General features: G+C 49.2%; 20 protein-coding genes, 2 tRNA genes and 3 pseudogenes. 24 read left to right on the top strand and 1 reads right to left on the bottom strand.

Translation table 11 applies throughout. The annotated features are described in order from the left end of the window. Positions 1-61: 61 nt before the first annotated feature. The 8 genes and pseudogenes from JCM17471_RS12145 (at position 62) to sstT (ending at position 5,448) form a co-directional block, all read left to right on the top strand. A pseudogene (locus tag JCM17471_RS12145) lies at positions 62-933 on the top strand (metallophosphoesterase). 30 nt (positions 934-963) lie between these two features. Further along, a tRNA-Tyr gene (locus JCM17471_RS12140) sits at positions 964-1,044 on the top strand. Between the two features lie 5 nt (positions 1,045-1,049). Continuing rightward, positions 1,050-1,121 (top strand) — tRNA-Gln (locus JCM17471_RS12135). 143 nt (positions 1,122-1,264) lie between these two features. Next, complete coding sequence (proC, locus tag JCM17471_RS12130; protein ID WP_054778070.1) at positions 1,265-2,068, top strand: pyrroline-5-carboxylate reductase; 804 nt, start codon at positions 1,265-1,267, stop codon at positions 2,066-2,068. 78 nt (positions 2,069-2,146) lie between these two features. Beyond that, positions 2,147-3,292: an N-acetylglucosamine-6-phosphate deacetylase gene (nagA, locus tag JCM17471_RS12125; RefSeq protein WP_054778069.1), complete on the top strand. Its 1,146-nt coding sequence runs from the start codon at positions 2,147-2,149 to the stop codon at positions 3,290-3,292. A gap of 19 nt (positions 3,293-3,311) precedes the next feature. Next, positions 3,312-4,013: a GntR family transcriptional regulator gene (locus JCM17471_RS12120; RefSeq protein WP_054778068.1), complete on the top strand. Its 702-nt coding sequence runs from the start codon at positions 3,312-3,314 to the stop codon at positions 4,011-4,013. A gap of 194 nt (positions 4,014-4,207) precedes the next feature. Further along, positions 4,208-4,342 (top strand): hypothetical protein, encoded by a 135-nt coding sequence (locus JCM17471_RS16105; RefSeq protein WP_263849503.1) that lies wholly within the window; start codon positions 4,208-4,210, stop codon positions 4,340-4,342. Then, entirely contained in the window at positions 4,339-5,448 is a 1,110-nt protein-coding gene (sstT, locus tag JCM17471_RS12115; RefSeq protein WP_263849502.1) for a serine/threonine transporter SstT, read from the top strand. The genes JCM17471_RS16105 and sstT overlap by 4 nt, the downstream gene beginning before the upstream one ends. A gap of 152 nt (positions 5,449-5,600) precedes the next feature. On the opposite strand, the gene tagD is transcribed toward sstT, so the two are convergent. Further along, positions 5,601-5,984 carry a glycerol-3-phosphate cytidylyltransferase gene (gene tagD, locus JCM17471_RS12110; protein WP_054778067.1) on the bottom strand — a complete coding sequence of 128 codons (384 nt, stop codon included), beginning with the start codon at positions 5,982-5,984 and terminating at the stop codon, positions 5,601-5,603. A 193-nt stretch (positions 5,985-6,177) separates the two neighbouring features. Between tagD and JCM17471_RS12105 the strand changes: the two genes are divergently transcribed. The 16 genes and pseudogenes from JCM17471_RS12105 to JCM17471_RS12035 all read left to right on the top strand — a co-directional run bounded on the left by JCM17471_RS12105 (position 6,178) and on the right by JCM17471_RS12035 (position 19,586). Beyond that, positions 6,178-6,912 (top strand): WecB/TagA/CpsF family glycosyltransferase, encoded by a 735-nt coding sequence (locus tag JCM17471_RS12105; protein ID WP_054778066.1) that lies wholly within the window; start codon positions 6,178-6,180, stop codon positions 6,910-6,912. A gap of 40 nt (positions 6,913-6,952) precedes the next feature. Continuing rightward, positions 6,953-7,327: a glycosyltransferase gene (locus tag JCM17471_RS14255; RefSeq protein ID WP_156321708.1), complete on the top strand. Its 375-nt coding sequence runs from the start codon at positions 6,953-6,955 to the stop codon at positions 7,325-7,327. Continuing rightward, positions 7,321-7,980 carry a glycosyltransferase gene (locus JCM17471_RS14250; RefSeq protein ID WP_162208396.1) on the top strand — a complete coding sequence of 220 codons (660 nt, stop codon included), beginning with the start codon at positions 7,321-7,323 and terminating at the stop codon, positions 7,978-7,980. The genes JCM17471_RS14255 and JCM17471_RS14250 overlap by 7 nt, the downstream gene beginning before the upstream one ends. Positions 7,981-7,992: 12 nt before the next feature. Continuing rightward, complete coding sequence (locus tag JCM17471_RS12095; protein ID WP_054778065.1) at positions 7,993-8,775, top strand: LicD family protein; 783 nt, start codon at positions 7,993-7,995, stop codon at positions 8,773-8,775. A gap of 13 nt (positions 8,776-8,788) precedes the next feature. Further along, positions 8,789-9,220, top strand: a complete 432-nt coding sequence (locus tag JCM17471_RS15595) for a lipopolysaccharide biosynthesis protein (protein WP_054778064.1) — start codon at positions 8,789-8,791, stop codon at positions 9,218-9,220. After that, a complete protein-coding gene (locus JCM17471_RS12085) occupies positions 9,217-10,215 on the top strand; it encodes an MATE family efflux transporter (protein WP_225354299.1) in 999 nt (332 codons plus the stop codon). The genes JCM17471_RS15595 and JCM17471_RS12085 overlap by 4 nt, the downstream gene beginning before the upstream one ends. Positions 10,216-10,234: 19 nt before the next feature. Beyond that, positions 10,235-11,089 (top strand): O-antigen ligase family protein, encoded by an 855-nt coding sequence (locus tag JCM17471_RS12080; protein ID WP_054778062.1) that lies wholly within the window; start codon positions 10,235-10,237, stop codon positions 11,087-11,089. Then, positions 11,086-11,328, top strand: coding sequence for a hypothetical protein (locus tag JCM17471_RS12075; RefSeq protein WP_054778061.1), 243 nt, complete (start codon positions 11,086-11,088; stop codon positions 11,326-11,328). Before JCM17471_RS12080 ends, JCM17471_RS12075 begins: the two co-directional genes overlap by 4 nt. A gap of 22 nt (positions 11,329-11,350) precedes the next feature. Then, complete coding sequence (locus JCM17471_RS12070; RefSeq protein ID WP_263849504.1) at positions 11,351-11,782, top strand: O-antigen ligase family protein; 432 nt, start codon at positions 11,351-11,353, stop codon at positions 11,780-11,782. 2 nt (positions 11,783-11,784) lie between these two features. Next, positions 11,785-12,318 (top strand): glycosyltransferase family 2 protein, encoded by a 534-nt coding sequence (locus JCM17471_RS12065; RefSeq protein ID WP_054778059.1) that lies wholly within the window; start codon positions 11,785-11,787, stop codon positions 12,316-12,318. Continuing rightward, positions 12,305-12,742 carry a hypothetical protein gene (locus JCM17471_RS12060; protein WP_054778058.1) on the top strand — a complete coding sequence of 146 codons (438 nt, stop codon included), beginning with the start codon at positions 12,305-12,307 and terminating at the stop codon, positions 12,740-12,742. The genes JCM17471_RS12065 and JCM17471_RS12060 overlap by 14 nt, the downstream gene beginning before the upstream one ends. Then, positions 12,739-14,193 (top strand): nicotinate phosphoribosyltransferase, encoded by a 1,455-nt coding sequence (locus JCM17471_RS12055; RefSeq protein WP_054778057.1) that lies wholly within the window; start codon positions 12,739-12,741, stop codon positions 14,191-14,193. Before JCM17471_RS12060 ends, JCM17471_RS12055 begins: the two co-directional genes overlap by 4 nt. A gap of 10 nt (positions 14,194-14,203) precedes the next feature. Next, positions 14,204-15,295: a serine hydrolase domain-containing protein gene (locus tag JCM17471_RS12050; protein ID WP_054778056.1), complete on the top strand. Its 1,092-nt coding sequence runs from the start codon at positions 14,204-14,206 to the stop codon at positions 15,293-15,295. Positions 15,296-15,414: 119 nt separating this feature from the next. Further along, positions 15,415-16,241 (top strand): annotated as a pseudogene (nadE, locus tag JCM17471_RS12045) (NAD(+) synthase). Between the two features lie 221 nt (positions 16,242-16,462). Then, positions 16,463-19,115: pseudogene (locus JCM17471_RS12040) on the top strand (cation-translocating P-type ATPase). Between the two features lie 36 nt (positions 19,116-19,151). Then, entirely contained in the window at positions 19,152-19,586 is a 435-nt protein-coding gene (locus JCM17471_RS12035) for a hypothetical protein (protein ID WP_054778055.1), read from the top strand. The last annotated feature ends 358 nt before the right edge of the window (positions 19,587-19,944 follow it).

Genomic DNA, 19,944 nt, shown 5'->3' with positions numbered 1-19,944 from the left:
TTTTGTGGCGTCATCGCGCAAAACATGCTACTGTAATCGGGCAGGAAAGAGGTGGCAGGCCATGGTCAAAATTGGTATCAGTGTCGATAATCATTTTGATGTGAATCACGAGGATGGGTTTGAACGGTTGAAGCAACAAGCAGAATATTTGGTCTCGCAGGGGTATCAGTACTATCTCAACGCGGGTGACACTTACAACGACTTCACCAAGTCACTGGCATACTTTCGTGCGCTGCAAGCCGAAGTGGGGGATGCGGTCACGGTGCGTTTTATTGCGGGGAATCACGACCTGGTCAATGGTATCAGCTATGATGAGGCGCAAAGTGATCTCGATCCGCTGTACTTCCACGAAAGACACTGGCGATTCCCAACACAGATGCCGTTCTCATCGGTAACAATGGTTGGTACGACTACAGCCTGGCACAATTAGGGCAGGCCAAGACCGATGCCGAGTATGCGCAGTGGAAACGTGCATTTTGGATCGATCGCGGTATCGATCAACCACTCAGTGACAGGGAACGCATGCAGCGGGTGTTGCGGACAACAGAAGAGGCCTTAATCGCCACTGACGGCAAGCAGCGCATCTACGTAACGCATTTCGTCCCTGATCGCAGTTTTCAGGTATTTGCGGGTGATCGACCGTATTGGCAGATGGCAACCGCCTTGATGGGGTCTCAAGCACTGGGCGACCTTTTGGGCCAATATCGAGTTGATCACGTGGCGTTCGGTCATTTGCACTTTCGGGATCAGCCGCGGCTGTTGCATCACGGCATGTATTATCACCAACCATTGGGCTATGGGAACAAGCGGCTTTTTGAGTGGCATTCGCATGATTGGCTCACCGAATGGCGCGATACACTGGTCACAATCGATGTTCCGACCAAAATGATTTTTTGCATAAAATGGTTGCGTTCGGCGCCGATTTTTGTATGATATCTGAGTTGAGTTAATCACCAACCGCATGGAGGAGTAGCGAAGAGGCTAAACGCGGCGGACTGTAAATCCGCTCCTTCGGGTTCATAGGTTCGAATCCTATCTCCTCCATTGACTGGGGTATAGCCAAGCGGTAAGGCAACGGACTTTGACTCCGTCATGCGCTGGTTCGAATCCAGCTACCCCAATACCTGCCGATCACGTGCTGTGGTCGGTTTTTTGTGCATAAAATTGACGTTTGTGCATGAATGGTGCCTAGCACTGCTTGACAGTGGTATAGGATTTCATTAGGCTTAATTTATTGATGAGAAGACAGATGGGAGAGAGAACAATGAAAATTGGTTTTATCGGCGCAGGTAACATGGCCCAAGCAATGATTAACGGTTGGCTGAAACAAAAAACAGTTGCTGCCACAGACATTTTGATTCACGGGGGCAATCCCGCACACTATCAGCCCTTTGCGGATGAGTCCGGTGTCGTGGCTCTCGACAGCAATCAGGCCGTGGCAGAGCAAGCGGATCTCCTGGTGTTAGCCGTCAAGCCGATGATGGCCAGTGATATTTTTGAAGAAGTCACCGATATTCTTCAAAAGCGCCAGATTCCGGTTGTATCGATTATGTCCGGTGTCTCCCTGTTACAGATGGAAGGCTACCTAAATGATCGCGACTATCCGCTGATTCGGATCATGCCTAATCTGAATGTGGCGATTAATGCGGGGATGACGGCCTATGCGGCGAACGCGACAGCACAATCCGCCGTGCCTGAAGTCGTTGCCTTGCTCGATGCGTTAGGTGCGTCTATTGCCCTACCCGAAGCGGACTTTTCGACCTTTGTGGCGCTGGCGGGTAGTTCACCAGCCTTTATTTACTTGTTTATCGATGCCTTGTCCCGCGCCGGTGTCAAACATGGGTTAACTAAAGACGCTGCGACAAAAATTGCGGCTCAAGCCCTCGTGGGCAGTGGTCAGATGGTGCTGGCAAGTTCAGAATCACCATTTGATTTGATCGATAAGGTCTCAAGTCCCGGTGGTACAACGGTTGCCGGTGTGTTGGCGATGGAAGCGGCCGGCTTTATGACCAGCGTGGTGGCCGGTGTGGATGCCACAATTGCGAAGGATCAAGAGACAGAAGAATAGGGATTTTTTGAACCACCATTGAAGTTTGGTCTATACCAGTGTATAGTTGAATTATCAAATAAGTAGGAGTGGTTAATGATGGCAGTCACAGTACTGAAGCATGCAACAATTTATACAGGTTTGGAACGCATTGAAGACGGGTATATCCGTTTCGATGACAAGATTTTGGCAGTCGGTGACATGTTCGACTATCGCGCAGAAGCGGGCGAACAAATTATCGATCTTCAAGGTAAGACACTTGTTCCTGGGTTCATCGATGTCCATGCCCATGGTGGTTATGGTTTTGATGCCATGGATGGTGATGCTGACCAAATCGATAAGATGGCAACCGCAATGATGGAACACGAAGGGGTTACCACCGTGTTTGCAACAACGATGACCCAATCTGTTGAAAATATCGACAAAGCGATGAGTGGTGTGAAGACAGCTGCTGATCGCAATCCATTGATCCAAGGCGTGCACTTGGAAGGTCCATTCATCAATGTACAGTTCAAGGGTGCACAACCTGAAGAATACATCCAAAATCCAAACGCTGAACTTGTTGCTCGCTGGAACGAACTGTCTGGTAACCGCGTTCGCTTAATCACGTATGCGCCAGAAGATGAAGGCTCACAAGCATTTGAAGACTATCTGTTGGCACACAACATCGTGCCTTCTGTCGGTCACAGTAATGCAACCCGTGAACAAATGTTGCACAGTAAGGCAACTCACGTTACGCACCTATACAACGCGCAACGTGAATTCAAGCACCGCGAACCAGGTGTCACTGGTCATGCCATGCTCGAAGAGAACATGTACGCTGAATTAATCGCTGATGGTTTCCACATTGTGCCTGATATGCTGCGTTTGGCTTTTGAACAAAAGGGCCCAGAACGCATCGACTTGGTTACCGACTCCATGCGGAGTAAAGGTATGCCTGAAGGCGAAAGTGAATTAGGTGGCCAAAAGGTGTTTGTTAAGGATAAGCAAGCACGTTTGGCTGACGGTACCCTTGCTGGTTCCGTATTGATGTTCAAGGATGCTTTCCACAATGCGATGGCCTTCATGGGGGCTTCTGTTGGTGAAGCAGTCATGATGTCATCTGTGAACCAAGCACGTGAATTCGGCTTGGCTTCTAAGGGGACACTTGAAGTGGGTAAGGACGCTGACATCAATGTCTTCGATCCCGACATGCACTTGATTGAAACTTATAGTTACGGGGTTAAGCACACAACCAAAGCATAAGCGAAAGGACGACAAAGCTGTGGGATCTCCAGTGTATATTCAAATTCATAATCAGATTAAGCAAGATATCGAGGCCGGTAAGTGGAAGATTGGCGACCGGATTCCCTCTGAACGCGATCTCGCTGTCACGTTTGGTGTTTCGCGGATGACGCTGCGCCAAGCGGTTCAGACTTTGGTCGATGAAGGGGTACTCGAACGCCGCATCGGGGCTGGAACTTATGTTGCCAGCCAAAAGGTGCAAGAAAAGGTTTCAGGTGTCACTAGCTTTACAGATCTGATGCTTGCGCAGGGGAAACAACCTTCAAGCAAAACGATTTCTTACCATGTGGCGAAACCGTCACTATCTGAAATTGAAAAATTGAAGTTGCCTGAAGACGCTCAGGTGCTGCGCATGGAACGGATTCGGTATGCCGATGATGTTCCAATCAGCTTTGAAGTAGCGACAGTACCCTACAGTTTGATTTCATCATTCAGTAAGAGTGAAGTGACCCGTTCGTTCTATCACACCTTAGAACATAAGGGACAATACATCTTGGGTGGCGCGCAACAAACGGTCAGCGCCATGTTGGCTAGCGAACGCATCGCTGAATACTTGGACATCAAGCGCAACGAACCAATTCTGCGCTTGCGGCAGGTATCTTTCTTGCAAGATGGTCAGCCCTTCGAATATGTCCGGACCCAATATGTTGGGACACGGTTTGAATTCTATTTAGAACGATAATAAACGAGTAGCTGTGCCAAAGGTTGCTTTGAGTGGAAAATTCTCAGCCCTTTGGAACGCGATTAAACTATATTGTCCGAAGAGACAAGGAGAGCGTGCGCCTAAAACATTGTTTTGGGCACACGCTCTCCTTATTTTTTTGTCGCTTCACGCCTGTGATTTCGTTATAATGAAGGCACTTTGGAGGTGGCAAAATGGTTAAAGCGTATCTACATATATCCTTGATTGGTCGGATTTTTATTGGGTTAGTCATCGGCATCATTTTAGGCCTCACCGTGCCCCACGTGGCCGCAATCAGCCTGTTGGGCACAATTTTGTGGGGGCCTTGAAGAGTCTGGCACCAATCTTGGTATTTTTCCTGATTATGGCGGCGCTATCGAGTCAGACCAAGCGCCATCCCGGCTTCAAATTACTTATCGGCACCTATCTTTTCACGAATTTTATTTCCGCGTTGACAGCAGCCGTTTTGGTTGCCGTGTTACCGGTCATGATTACATTGCCTCACAAACTGACGGTGACGCAAAAGGCACCCAGTGATCTGGGCAAGGTGATCAGTGATCTCATCACTAGTGCGGTGGCCAATCCGGTATCCGCGTTGATCGATGGTAATTATCTCGCCATTTTATTCTGGTCCGTCTTATTTGGCTTAGCGCTGCGGATGGCCAGTCAAACCACGCGTCAAATGATTGCGGATGGTTCTGCAATGATTGGTAATGTCGCTCAAATGATTATTGAACTCGCACCATTTGGGGTGGTGGGCTTGGTCTATGCGGCCATTGGCGAAGCTGGCTTGAAGGGTATCGCGCAATACGGGCAATTAGTGTTGCTGCTCGTATTGGCGATGGCTGTGGCTTATCTGGTCATCTATCCATTGATGGTGTGGGTCTTGATTCATCAGAATCCATTTCCACTCACGCTGTGGACACTAAAAGTGAGTGGCATTCCGGCCTTCTTTACGCGCAGCTCAGCGGTCAATATTCCCATCAATATGGAAGCGGCACACAAACTAGATTTGGATGAATCACTCTATGCGGTCTCCATTCCGCTGGGTGCTTCAGCAAACAGTGGTGGCGCGGCAATTACGATTGCGCTGATGGCACTTGTCACAGCGCACACGGTCGGCATCTCTGTTTCGCTGCCCGTTGTTTTCTTACTCTGCTTATTGGTGATGGTTGCTGCCACCGGGATTTCTGGTATTGCTGGGGGCTCACTCTTGTTGATTCCAATGGCAGCGAGCTTGCTCGGTATCGATAACGCAACGGCGATGCAGGTGGTCGGTGTCGGGTTTATCATCGGTGTGGTGCAGGATTCAGTGGAAACGGCGGTGAATTCGGCCAGTGATCTCTTGATGACCGCCGCGGTCGATATTCACAACCAACAGCGGTCGGGTGAGCATATCGATATCAATCAGCGGATCCGCGAGCTAAAAGATTAGTTGTTTAATAAATAAGGGGTTGTGACAAAACGTAGTTTTGTCACAACCCCTATTTCAATTTCCGAACAAATTAGACTAATCGCGTTCCAAAAGACTGAGAATTCCGGTTAATCCTCATTCTCAGACCACCTTTTGTCACAACGCCTTGTTTATTATTTCAAATCTTCTTTGATTTGAGTGGTTGAGATACCATTGGTCCGTGGAAGATAGACGACTTCACAGTATGGCTTGAGGAAATCGAATTGACCCTTCCAGTCATCACCCATGACGAAGATGTCGATGTCGTAATTTTGAACATCTTTAATCTTTTGGTCCCAATCGGTTTCTGGGATCACCTTGTCGACGTAGCGAATCGCTTCCAGAATGTACTTGCGGTGTTCATAGCTATGGTAGGCTTCCTTGTGCTTGATGGCATTGAATTCATCGGTGGATAAACCCACGATGAGCTCGTCACCCAACGCTGCCGCCCGTTCTAAGAGGTGGACGTGACCCCAATGTAAGAGATCGAACGTTCCGTATGTAATTACGCGTTTCATGACTATCGCTCCATTTCATTTGATTGGTTTAAGTTTATCCCAGTGGTATGCGGAACGCAAACACAGACTATAAAGCTATTATTTCAATAAGAATTGAATGCGGGGCTCATGTTTAGCGCATTTCTGGTATAATACAAAAGTTAGTCACTTTGAAATCATATTTGAAATAAACTTGAATTAAGGAGCAAAACTCATGACCAAAGTTGATGTTTTGGGCGTTAAATTTGACCGGCAGACCATGGCTGAGTTCATGACAACGTTCACCACGCGCATTGCTAAGCACCAGGGGACATTTGTGGTTACCGCGAATCCCGAAATTGTGATGTTTGCGCGTAAAAATCCGGCCTTTGCTCAATTACTTGCTGACAAGGCAGATTTCATTACGGCCGACGGTATCGGGGTGGTCCGGGGCGCAGCAATGCTCAATACCCCCTTACCAGAACGCGTGACGGGCTATGATTTGATGATCAACTTACTCGAATACGCGGAAGAACAGCAATTAAAAATTGCCTTGGTGGGCGCTAAAGCGAGTGTCAATCAACAAGCGGCCGAAAAGGTTCAAACCAATTATCCACATATTAAAATTGTGTATACCCATGATGGCTACTTCGATTTGAGCGACACATCCGTTCAACAGGACCTCATCGCGAGCCAACCCGATATGGTTTTTGCTGCACTGGGCTTTCCTAAGCAGGAACAGTTTCTCGCAGCGATTCAACCTGCGTTGCCCGCTGCCTACCTGATGGGGGTTGGGGGCAGTTTTGACGTTCTCTCCGGAACCGTCAAACGCGCACCAAAACTCTTCCAACAGTTGCATCTCGAGTGGTTCTACCGCTTGTTAAAGCAACCCAGTCGAATTGGGCGGATGGCTGAACTACCACGATTCCTGCAGGCAGTGAAGCAACAAGCAAAGAAAGGTCAATCATGAAAATTCTACATATTACGCCGGACTTGAGAGCGGCGGTGGGTTGACCCATATCATCAGTCTGTTGCGCGGCCAAAATGACGCCGAGTTATTGACGTTAGCGGAAGGTCCCGTTGCGGCGGCGGCTCGTGAGGCGGGTATCAAGGTGAGTGTGATGCAGCATCAGAGTCGCTACTCGCTATCCGTTTTGCGTGATCTGCGCCAATTTATCAATCAGGGACAGTTTGACATCGTGCATACCCACGGGCCACGCGCCAATCTGTTTGTGAACCTGATTCGGCGCCGCATTCAGGCCAAATGGGTGATTACGGTGCACTCTGATCCCAAGCTCGACTTCATGCAAGGTGGCATTGTGGGACGGATATTTACCCATCTCAACATTGCAAGCCTCAAGCATGCGGCACAAATGATGTGGTGACCAAGCGGTTTGAACAGCAGTTGCTCACGTTAGGGGTCAAGCCACAACGCATGCGGGTTATCTACAACGGGATTGATTTTCATTCCGAACCGATGACCCCCGTTGCACACGATGCGTTCACATTGATGATTGTGGCGCGATTACATCCCGTGAAGGATCACAAGCTCTTGCTCAATGCCTTTAAGGCGGCTGATATTCCGGCTGTATTAAACATCGTTGGTGATGGTCCCGAAATGGATCACATCAAGCAGCAGATAGCAGCACTTGATCTCAGTGATCGCGTTCATCTTCTGGGGTTCAAGACCCAAGATGAGATTCGTCAATTGCAGGCAACGACTGATATGACGGTCTTGACCTCGCAATCGGAGAGTTTTCCGCTGGTCTTGCTGGAAAGTGCGGACGCGGGAATTCCCGTGCTCACGACTGATGTTGGCGACATGCAGGTTATGGTGCCAAGCACCGATTACGGGTTTGTCATCCCAGTCGGTGATCAGCACGCCTTGGTGAATGCCCTGCAAATGGCCTATAAGGACTATCAAGCGGGCATTTTACCGACCATGGGTGCCGCATTTCGGGCCTATGCATCAGAACACTTCTCAATCAAACAGTTACAAACGTCCGTCTGGGCGGGTTACCAACAGTTATTACAATAGGAGGACAAACGCATGGCAAACGCGACACAGACCCATTTGGTCACCATGGTTCGCGAACTCAACCGCGTCTTGACCGCCAGTCACATCGAATTCTTCTTGATCGGCGGCTCGGCAATTGGTGCGGTACGCGATCATGGCCTGATTCCATGGGATGACGATATTGATATCGGCATCAAGCGCGAGAACATTCCCGCATTTGTAGCGGCGGTGCAACAGTCGGACTTGATGGACCATTATCGTTTGATTATTCCAGGTGAGACACCTGACTATTATTTCCCAACCTATAAGCTCCTGCTCGACCTCTCGGGCACAGATGCCCCCGTTGATGTGGGGACGGGGTTTCAAGGCGTGTTCATCGATATTTTTGCACTGGACAAAACCTACGCGAATAAGTATCTGCGCCGCACGCACCAGTTACAGATTCGCCTAGATCAGATTCGCTTGGACCTGGCCAAGGGCGTGACCAACGCGGCCGATAATCTGGGCGCGTTCAAGAATGTGGTGCAAAACCAAGCCAAGCAAAAGAGCAAACAGCAATTATTTGCGAAATACTTACGTGATATTCAAAAGTTAAAGCGTCTCAAGAAAGGTTTTATCTATTACAATTTCGGCAGTCCCTATGCCTGGGATCGGGAACGCTACGAAGCACCCGAAGTCGCCAAGGCTGTGTTGATTGACTTTGAGGGGGAACCATTTCCCGTTGCCGTGGGGTACGACGCCATTATGACGCGGACCTATGGTGATTACATGACGCCACCTAAGCAGGCGGATCAAAAGCCTAAGCATTTGGAATAGTTGAGGTCTTATCGTGAGAAAAACATTTACCAACATCATCTATAATGGCTTGTATCAACTCGTCATTTTGATCTTACCGATTATCACTGTCCCTTACGTCTCCGTTCATTTGGGGAAAGAAGCGATTGGGGTCAATGCGTATGTCAACGCGATTCCCGTCTTCTTGAGTGTCATCATTCTCTTTGGGATGAACCAATTCGGGGCACGAACCATCGCTCAGGCCAAGAAGGATGAACTGCCCGCCAAGTTGGGCCAACTGTGGCTGATTCAGTTAGTTGTCGGTTTGATTACAATCGGCCTGTTTGTGGTCGCTGTTTTCACCAGTTTGCCGTATAAGGGCTATTTTCTACTTGAGGTTCCCTTTTTACTGGGCTATATTCTAGATGTTTCATGGTTTTTATCGGCTTGGGTGAAATCAAGCGGGTGGTCCTGCGAAATACGGTGATCAAACTGGCCATCTTAGCCAGTATCTTCATCTTCGTGCACAAGCCTGAAGATTTATGGATTTACTTGTTGATCAATTCCATTACTTATCTGGCCAATATTATTTTCTGGTTCGATTTGCCGCATTTTGTGGATATGAAGGCGGTCTTCAGTCACCTCAAATGGAACAAGCAATACTTCATGGCGGCACTCAGCATCACGCTGCCTTCCATTGCGGTCCAGTTTTATATCAGTTTTGACCAGACCATTGTCGGCATGTTGGCCGGCAATGTGCAGTTAGCCTACTATCAGCAATCACAATTAATGGTGCGTTCCATCATCACCATGGTGGGGTCCATCAGTACCATTCTGATGCCAAAAATGGCGCAGATGCTAACGGCGGAAAATGGCCAAGCGGAGGTCATCAAGATGATGAAGACGGTGCTGGACTATTCGCTGTTGGTTGGGGCCTATTTCACGGCGGCCTTCATGGTCAACGCGCAAAAGTTCGTGGTCTGGTTTTGGACCAAGAGCTTCGCACCCATGGGGCCAGTGCTTTGGATTAGTGCCTTAATCATCATGATTGTGAGCTATGGTAGTGTCTATGCCAATCAATACACCTTATCCCGTGGGTTATTCAGACGTTACGCCATGCCGTTCTATGTCGGTGCGGTTGTCAGCGTGAGTCTCAACCTCTTAGTGGTCGGCAAGTACCGGGCCATTGGGGCAGCGGTCGTCATTCTGATCACGGAATTGGTTGTCTGTGCCTTACGGGTCTGGGTGGTCAGAGATGAATTACCCCTGGCGACGTATTTCAGCAATCAGTGGAAGATTCTGGTTGCCGCAGTCATTACCGTCCTGGTGATGGCAGTTATTCCAATTAATTTTGGACATTTATTTATTCAGTTAGTTGTACAAACCATCTTATTGACTGTCATTTATCTGGCTGTTTTGATGGGGTTACGTGAACAAGCGATGCGGGGACTGCTCGATCGATTCATTCGTCGGCGAGCATAACGAACTTGGAGGATTAATTTTGGAAACGAAGCTAAAACGGAGCGTCTTTTTATTTATTTTACTGCAGCCATTCCTAGACATTTTTTGGCTCTATCAACCACCAATTAGCACAGTGTTAGGCATGTCACCGGCGACGATTATTCGCTTGCTCTTCATTGCGGTGATCGGTGTGATGTATCTGCTGGCACTGAAAAACAAGCGTGAATTGTGGTTCTATGCGGGCTACCTGCTGCTATTAGGGGTTTATTTTATTTTCCATCAAAGAAATGCGATGCTATTCCATTCGCTGGTACCGGGCAACTTTGCCTATTCCACATTCGGTGAACTGTTCTACATCGTGCGGATGCTGATTCCGCTGTTCATGATTGTGATTTCAGCCAAAATCGAATACGACGATCTCACGTTGGTTCGGTTAATCAACTGGTTGACCATCTTCTTCTCAGGGTCCATCGTGCTCACCAACATTTTGGGCATCAGTCTTGGGTCATACATCCATCAATGGGGAAGCGGCTCACTGATCGAACAATATCAACACCAACGAATCACCGGGACCATCTTCAACTGGTTTGCACGCAGCAACACCATGGATTTCTACGGGATGGCCTCAAAGGGATTCTTCAATCACGCGAACACAACCGGGACGATTCTGATCCTGCTGACACCATTGGTTTTATATGCACTGGTCAAGCGCTTCGACTGGAAGAACATTGTCTTAGCCATCGTGCATTTCATGGCATGTCAGGAATTAGGGACCAAAGCGGCTGGCTACGGCACCTTGGCCATGATCGCGGTTTATATCGTAGTTTACTTATTCTTCACCCTCATCAAAAAGAACTCAAGTTTAACGCCAAGTTGTTGGTGGCGTTACTGTTGATTCTCGCGGGTTCATATGGCTTGAATCGCTTTGCACCAACCGCCAATCGCCAAGCTTCAGAAGATGTTGTTCATGAAGAATTGACGGCGGACAAGCCTGAGACGTCACGGTTAGATGTTCGGGTAAGAAAGCTAGAGAAATCCGGCACCAAGAAACAAAAATCAAATTCATCTATAAGTACCGCCAAAAGTTTGGCTGAACGAAGGGTTTGTTACCAAGTCTTATCCCGCAAAGTATGATCCTGATTTCTGGCTCAATGTGATGACTTGGCCAGGGTACAGCCGAATGAATTACCGTTACCTGCAGATGCAAATCTGGAAACGGGTCAGTGCGTTGAATAATAATTCAAAGGATAAACTGTTTGGTTTCGGGTACATTCGCCTGAACAATATGGGCTTAATCGAAAGGGATTTTGTCTCTCAATACTACGCAATGGGGATTATTGGAACCATCTTGTTGGTTGTGCCATACCTCGTGTTGACGCTTATTGACGGCATTAAGATGCTGTTTAATTTCAAACGCCTGGTGACACTGAAGACGGTCTCGCTGATGTTTGCGATTCTCGCCATGTTAGCCGTGTCGATTTATACCGGTTATGTGCTGGATTACTTGACCGCAACAATCTTGCTGGCCTTCTTCATGGGTCAACTCACACGCATTGTTTGGCGTAAACCCAGTGCAGAAGAGAGGTAACTATGCCAAAAATTAGTGTACTGATGGCGGCCTATAATGAAACGGATGAGCAGGTGAATGCCGCGCTCGCATCCATTGTGGCCCAAACAGAGACTGACTTTGAGCTCTTATTGGTACTGGACAATCCAACCAATGAACCACTCAAGGCATTGCTGACTGATTGGCAAGCGCGCGATGAACGCATCAAGTTGCTGATTAACCCCACGAATCTGGGATTGGCGGCAAGCTTAAACAAGGGTCTGGCCGCGGCAACGGCGCCGTACATCGCGCGGATGGATGCGGATGATATCGCTAAGCCAGAACGTTTTGCCACGCAGCTCACTCTGATGGATGCGCATGATTTTGACGCGCTGTCGACCAACGCCCAATTCATCGATGAAGCGGGACAGGTCGTGGGTGAACACAATTGGATTCCAGAGACACCGGAAGGGTTAGCTCAGCTGTTGCCATATGGTTCCAATCTGATTCACCCGTCCATGATGTTAACGTTCAGTGATGACGGATCTGGGTGGATACCGGGCATTGCCGACTGCTGAAGATTACGACTTGTGGTTGCGATTCTTGAAGACGGGGCACCAAATTGGCGCTACCAATCAACAATTGATGCAGTATCGCCTGCGTGGCAATTCCATGACGCAAGGAGACCGCTTCAAAGTGTTCCTTGTGACGCAATATCTGCAGGCGGCCTATCGCCGTGATCAATACCCCGATGCTGATACGGAGGCAACTGAGATTCAAGCCTACTTGAAAGCACATGGGGCAATGGATAAACAAAAGGCAGACCGATTCAGCCAGCGCGTGATCAACTTGAGCGCGGGCAAGAAGGCGCTGCAGCAAAAACATGTTTTCAAAGCAATCGGCCTCGTTGTGCCGGTGCTGTTGGATAAAGATGTTCGCGCGTATGCGCAACAGTCACGTCAATTTAATGCCGTTTACGCGGAACTAAGGAGAAGACAATGACAAATTTTCAAGATGATGGGTTAGCACTCCATACCGATTTTTATGAATTGAATATGATGTGGACATACTGGCAACAAGGCGTTAGTGAACGCAATGCTGTGTTTGAAGTGTTCTTCCGCAAGTTACCATTTGGTAGTGGCTTTGCGGTATTCGCCGGCTTGGAGCACGTGATCGAATATTTATCGTCACTGCATTTTACCGAGAGTGATTTGACTTATCTCGAAGAAGTGACTGATTATTCACCCGAATTCATCGATTATTTGCGCCATTTTGAATTCAAGTGTACCGTGCGTTCAGCCGTTGAAGGCGATTTGGTCTTTAACAACGAACCGATTTTTCAAGTTGAAGGCCCACTGGCACAATGCCAATTGGTTGAGACTGCCGTATTGAATATTCTGAACTATCAAACCTTGGTTGCGACCAAGGCAGCGCGTATCCGCGCCGTTGTCGGTAACGATCCATTGATGGAATTCGGTACCCGTCGTGCGCAAGAAACATCCGCTGCGATGTGGGGCACTCGTGCCGCCTATATCGGTGGTTTCGATGCCACCAGTAACGTGCGGGCCGGCAAGGTGTTTGGGATTCCCGTGAGTGGGACACATGCCCATGCGCTGGTTCAAACCTACCGCGATGACTACAAGGCGTTCATGGCTTATGCCAAGAGCAATCGCGATGTGGTCTTCCTGGTGGATACGTATGATACATTGCGCTCCGGTGTTCCCGCTGCCATTCGCGTGGCCAAGGAGATGGGTGACAAAATCAATTTCCAAGGCGTGCGCATCGATAGTGGTGACATGGCATACATCTCAAAACGTGTACGGCAACAGTTAGACGAAGCGGGCTTCCCAGAAGCCAAGATCTATGCCTCCAACGACTTAGACGAAAGCACCATTCAAAACCTAAAGATGCAAGACGCCAAGATCGATGTCTGGGGCGTGGGGACCAAGGTGATTACGGCCTACGATCAACCCGCTCTGGGCGCTGTCTACAAGTTGGTCTCGATTGAAGACGACAACGGTGACATGGTCGACACAATCAAACTGTCCAGCAACGCCGAAAAGGTCTCCACCCCCGGCAAGAAGCAGGTGTGGCGGATTACGCGGCACGAAGATGGTAAGTCTGAAGGGGATTACGTGGCGCTTGCGAGTGAAGATCTCAGCTCACACAAAGATCTCTACATGTTCCACCCCAACTATCCCTACATCAATAAGACCATCAAACACTTCGATGCCCAGCCACTGCTCAAGCCGATCTATGATCATGGCACGCTGACCTATCAACTACCAGAACTCGAAGAAATTCGGCGCTATGGTCAAGAAAGTGTGGCATCACTGTGGGATGAATACAAGCGGGTCTTGAATCCGCAAGACTATCCTGTGGATTTGTCACAATTAGCCTACGATAACAAGATGGCGATTATTCGCCGCATCAAAGAGAATGTGAACCAGTAGGAGGCCAATCTTGAAGCGCACAAACTTAAAAGTAGGGCTGATCAGTTTACTGCTGGGGGTCTTATTGGGTGGCATGATCAGTTTTGGTGGTTACAAACTGATCATCAGCCCCCGAAATGCGCGGCAAGCTGAGCAACAAAAACAACGCTATGAGGCGATGCTTTCGTCTCAGCGGGCCGAAGATCAGCGTCTGATCAACCAGAATGCTCAAAAGAACCACAAGGGCAATGATCTGAATCAATCTGTTTTGAGTGAGAATCCCGATGATAAAGCGGACAAATTACTCGATACGGTTGCTCGTGCTCGTTATATTGGGACGGTGCTTGCGGTCAAGGATGGCAAGGTGATTTTGAACCAGGGGTTAGGTGATGCCATTCACGAGCAAAATGTGGCGAATGGCCCCAACACCCAGTACCAGATCGGTTCGATTCAAAAGTCGCTGACGGCAGTGCTCATCATGCGCTTGGTCCAACAAGGCAAGCTCAAGCTGTCTGATCATATCGGCAAGTTCTATCCCCAAATCAAGACGGGTAACCAGGTGACCATCCGCAATATGTTGGACATGCGTAGCGGGCTGATGTTGAACACGACGCAGACCAAGGTGCTCTCAGATGACGCGATTGTGAAGTTTGCCATCAATCATCTGAATTACAGCAAGGTTGGCACCGCGAGTTATTCGCCGGTGAACTATGTGATTTTGGCCGGCGTGGTCGAGAAATTGACCAAGCAACTCTACAGTCAACAGATTCAAGATATCTTTGTGCGGCCACTGAAGTTGATTCACACAGGATTCATGCCGGGCTTGCTCAAGGAACGCGATCGGGCATTAGGCTATAGCGGGCCAATGACGGCGCCGTATCAGCTGATTGTGTCGTGGAATCCCGTCATGTGGAATCGCGAGCTGGGTACCGGTAACTTGTATGCAACAGCTGGTGACTTGTTCTTGCTGCAACAGGCCATGGTTCAAGGCAAAATTATTTCATCATCCAGTATGGCAACCTTGCGTCACACCGACGATGGGCGCTATAGTGGTGGTGTTTACAATTACAAATCATTTTTGTCACTCACGGCGTTATCGGTGGTCATGAAGCGACAGTGGTGATGCGCCACGATGGTCAAACTGCCGTGGTTCTGATGGGGAATCACTTCTCCAATCAGGTCCAGGCCAAAGCGTTAGCCCAAAAGTTATATCAAATGATTGCGTCATAGGAGGAATTGCGGATGCGCGAACAACAAGCAGAAATTATTCAAGCTCTAGAAGTAAAGCCGGAGATTTCACCGGAAGCAGAGATTCGGCGACGAATCGACTTCTTGAAGGATTATCTGGTTCATTATCCGGGCCTAAAGACCTATGTGCTGGGAATTTCCGGTGGCCAAGACTCCACACTGGCTGGTAAACTCACGCAGATGGCTGTGACTGAACTCGCCCAGGAACATCCTGGTGAAGGGTATCAGTTCATCGCGGTGCGCTTGCCTTATGGCGAACAAGCTGATGAAGCGGACGCCATGGCGGCCATTGAATTTATGCAGGCCGATGTTGTGCAACGGGTGAATATCAAGCCCGCCGTTGATGCCATGGTTGCCGCACTCGATCAAATGGTGATCAGATCAGCGACTTCAATAAGGGCAACATCAAGGCCCGCGCGCGGATGATTGCGCAGTATGGGATTGCTGGCGCTCAAGCTGGGGTCGTGGTCGGTACCGATCACGCGGCCGAAGCGGTCACGGGATTTTACACCAAGTTCGGTGACGGTGGTGCCGATGTGACGCCATTGACTGGGCTTGACAAGCGTCAGGGCGCAGCGATGTTAACGGTGTTGAACGCACCTGAACACCTCTACAAGAAAGTGCCAACCGCTGACCTTGAAGAAGACCGGCCCGCACTGCCCGATGAGGTGGCCTTAGGGGTGACCTACCACGATATCGATGATTATCTGGAAGGCAAGACCGTGAGCGATGAAGCGGCGTCGATCATTGAAAATTGGTATCAGCGCAGTGCCCACAAGCGGCATCTGCCCATCACACCTACGGATACTTTTTGGAAATAAGCTGCGACCATAATTTCGCGCACGCGCTTGATATTCTTGCGTATTCGAATGTTATCCTGTATACTTATAATCAACATAAGGGAGTAACTAGCAAGCAATTGCGGCAATGCCATCAACCAGGTCATATTCTGGTGTTGCCTTAAAAAGTGAGACTTATGGTCCTAACGAGGGCTATAAGTCTCACTTTTTTTACCCCCAAATGACAAAAGGAGGAAACTTTATTGAAAACACCTTATCAGTCATCCGTCGATCAGGTCTTAGCAGACCAGCAAGTGACGATTGACGCCGGTTTGAACAGTCAGACCGTCAAAAATCGGCTGGCCGAAGTCGGCCCCAATGAACTCACACAGGGGAAGAAGAAGAGCATGCTCGCTCGCTTCCTGGATCAATTCAAGGACTTTATGATCATTGTCCTGTTGGTTGCGGCACTTATTTCTGGTGTTGTGGTGCATGAGTGGGCTGACGCTGCCATTATTTTGGCTGTCGTGCTGTTAAACGCGGTTTTCGGTGTGTTCCAAGAGAGTAAAGCCGAAGAAGCCATCGATGCCCTCAAGGAGATGTCGACGCCTAACGCCCATGTTCGGCGGGACGATCAGATTATGACCGTGCCAAGTACGGAACTGGTGCCAGGGGATGTCGTGTTGCTCGAAGCCGGGGATGTCGTGCCCGCTGACTTGCGTCTCGTTGAAAGTGCCAACTTGAAGATTGAAGAATCCGCCCTCACCGGTGAAAGTGTACCGGTGGATAAGCAAATTGGCGCGCTCGATGAATCCGAAGTCGGCATCGGGGATCGCACGAACATGGCCTTCATGAACAGTAATGTCACGTATGGCCGCGGTGTTGGTGTGGTTGTTGCCACAGGGATGGCGACAGAAGTGGGTCGTATCGCCGGGATGATTAATTCCGCCGAAGAGACCACCACACCGCTCCAAGACAACCTCAGTCAATTGGGGAAGACCCTGACCGTCATGATTCTTGTGATCGCCGTGATTGTCTTTGGCGTTGGTTTGTGGCGTAATTCCGCGAGCCTACCTGAAATGTTCCTGACCGCGATCTCGTTAGCCGTGGCGGCGATTCCTGAAGGATTACCTGCCATTGTCACGATTATCCTGGCACTCGGGACCCAGAAGATGGCGAAGCGAAACGCGTTGGTGCGGAAGTTGCCCGCTGTGGAAACACTGGGAAGCACCGATATTATTGCCTCTGATAAGACCGGGACACTGACACAAAATAAAATGACGGTCGAAAAAGTGTATTACGACGGTCAGCTGCATGATGCTATCGATCCGATTACGGGTAATAATCCGATCATGCAGATTATGAATTTCAGTAACGATACCAAGATTCAAGAAGACGGCACCATGTTAGGTGACCCAACGGAAACCGCCTTGGTGGCCTACGGGGAAACCAAAGACTTTGATTTGCCTAACAAGTTGGCTGAGATGCCACGGATCAACGAAGTGCCATTTGATTCCGAACGGAAATTAATGACAACAATTCACCAGCTCGCCAATGGCCAGTATTTGTGGCCACAAAGGGGGCGCCGGATGAATTGCTCAAGCGCATCAGCCGAGTTGTCGATAATGATAATGTGACACCGATGAGTGATGACACCCGCGAGGCGATTTTGGCGCAGAACAAGGGCTTAGCGGTCCAAGCACTGCGGGTGCTCGGGATGGCCTACAAGGTTGTCGCTGAGTTACCAGCCACCATCGATAGCGATAGTGTTGAAATGATCTGATCTTCGCTGGCCTTGTTGGGATGATTGATCCCGAACGGCCTGAAGCAGCCGCTGCGGTGGCTGAAGCGAAGGCAGCTGGGATTCGGCCGATGATGATCACCGGGGATCACCGCGATACCGCTGAAGCGATTGCCGTGCGGTTAGGCATCATCGAAGCTGGTGATGACGCTGCCGTGATTACCGGGGCCGAACTCGATAAACAAAGCGACGAAGAATTTGCGAAGAATGTTGATAAGTACAGCGTCTACGCGCGGGTTGCGCCCGAACACAAGGTGCGGATCGTGAATGCTTGGCAGAGTCTGGGCAAAGTTGTCGCGATGACCGGTGACGGTGTCAACGATGCACCTGCGTTAAAGGCAGCCGATATCGGGATCGGGATGGGGATTACCGGGACAGAAGTGTCCAAGGGTGCCTCAGATATGGTGCTGGCCGATGATAACTTCAAGACCATCGTCGTCGCTGTTGAAGAAGGCCGTAAAGTCTTCAGTAACATTCAAAAATCGATTCAGTATCTGTTATCTGCTAACTTGGGTGAAGTTTTGACCCTGTTCATGATGACCATGTTGGGTTGGGACATTTTGGCCCCCGTGCACATCTTGTGGATTAATCTGGTGACCGATACCTTCCCAGCCATCGCGTTGGGGGTTGAACCAACGGAACCCGGCATTATGAATCAGAAACCGCGTGGCCGCAAATCCAATTTCTTTACCGGTGGTGTCGGCAGTGCCGTCATCTGGCAAGGGATTCTGGAAGGGCTCTTGACGCTCGGTGTGTACTACGTCGCTATCACCTGGCCTGTGCACACAACAGATGCCGCAATTCATGCGGATGCCTTGACCATGGCGTATGCCACATTGGGGCTGATTCAACTGTTCCACGCGTTCAACGTGAAGTCTGTTCATCAGAGTCTGTTCACAGTTGGGGCCTTCCGGAATAAGGCCTTCAACTGGGCCGTCTTAGCATCCTTCATCCTGCTTGCCGTAACCATCTTGGTACCGGGCTTTAACGGACTGTTCCATGTGACCGAATTAGGCCTGAGCCAATGGGGTGTCGTTCTTGGTGCCGGGGTCGCGATCATTGTGATTGTCGAAATCGTTAAGTTCTTCCAACGTCGGTTCGCCACCAAAGCGTAATATGGTAAACTAGTAGGCATACGGAGGAATGATTCGATGAACAAAAATCAACTCAAACTCATGCACTACGGGACGATGATTAACGATGTCATCACCAAGACCGAAAGCACGCAAGAAGGGCTCAACCCTGAATTTGAAGCACTACGCAATGCCATCGATAGTGACAAACTAGCCGACTTTGACAAGGCTGCTTATGCAAAGACACAAGCGGATTTCAAGGCTGGCACAGCCACTTATCAAGACTTGTTGAACCAACTGGAAACAGCTGCGGTTCCTGCTCGCTTGATTGGGAATCACAAACTGTTGGCCGGTAGCTACGCGCGATTTGTTGATGCCTGTGTGGCAATGACCAACAGTCTCGGTGATGATGTCACCATCGATACTGCAGCGTTTGATGCCGCTGAAAAGATTCAAGACGAAGAAACTGACAAGATTACCAAGTATCTCCAAAAGATTTCAGTGCTCGTTTAAGCAGATTAAAAGTCAGCTTGTGGTGTGATCATCACGGGCTGGCTTTTTATTGTGCAGAACGGCGTGAAAATTAAAATGAAAAATAATTGACATCTGTGAAAATAATTCGTAAACTAGCATTAACTTATTTCGAGGAGGAAGCTAACATGATGACAACAACAACTTATTCTTGGCAAAGCCAACAATAGGTGGGTGTGGAGACACAACCTGCCAGACGCGCAGGTTGTGTCTATGTTGGCTTCTCAATTTCCGCATAGACACGATAAGTGGGCTATGCGGATTTTTTTGACTTCCGCTCGGTGGTTTCTTGCCTTGCGCCGGAAGTCTTTTTTTTTTTGGATTCCTTAATCCACAAGAA

Source organism: Lacticaseibacillus saniviri JCM 17471 = DSM 24301, from assembly GCF_001311785.1.
In the GTDB taxonomy this organism is placed as follows: Bacteria; Bacillota; Bacilli; order Lactobacillales; family Lactobacillaceae; genus Lacticaseibacillus; species Lacticaseibacillus saniviri.
This window is presented reverse-complemented; position numbering and strand designations above follow the sequence as displayed.